1 protein-coding gene is annotated in these 327 nt (G+C 41.3%); it reads right to left on the bottom strand.

Going from position 1 to position 327, the window contains the following annotated elements; all coding sequences use genetic code 11:
* Positions 1-327, bottom strand: a 327-nt coding sequence (locus tag AC0IXA_RS27265) for a tetratricopeptide repeat protein (RefSeq protein ID WP_471814876.1), incomplete at both ends; no start/stop codon positions are given.

Here is a 327-nt window from a genome sequence, read left to right as displayed (position 1 = left end):
GGTCTAGAGAGCGATTAAGATGGGTTAAATTCTCCTTTTCAAACACTTCAATAGAGTCTTTCAGATAACGGCTTGCTTCCGCAAGATCGTTCATTTGATAATAACAGTTACCTAAGTTGAAAAGGGCCGAACCTATGACTCGAGGGTTTCCAATTGAGCGTGCTCGCTTTAGAGCATTTTTAAAGTAGGGCAATGCATGTTCATAGCATTTCAAATCATCATAGTTTGCACCAATGACAAATTCACAGTGGATGATTCTCAGCGTGTACGTTCTGTAGGCAGAATACGTATCTAACGCTTGCAAGGCATAGTGCATCGAAAAGTGGG

This window comes from Pseudomonas sp. AC083, assembly GCF_979253165.1.
Note: the sequence above shows the minus strand (reverse complement) of the source record. Positions and strands in the feature narration are given on the sequence as shown.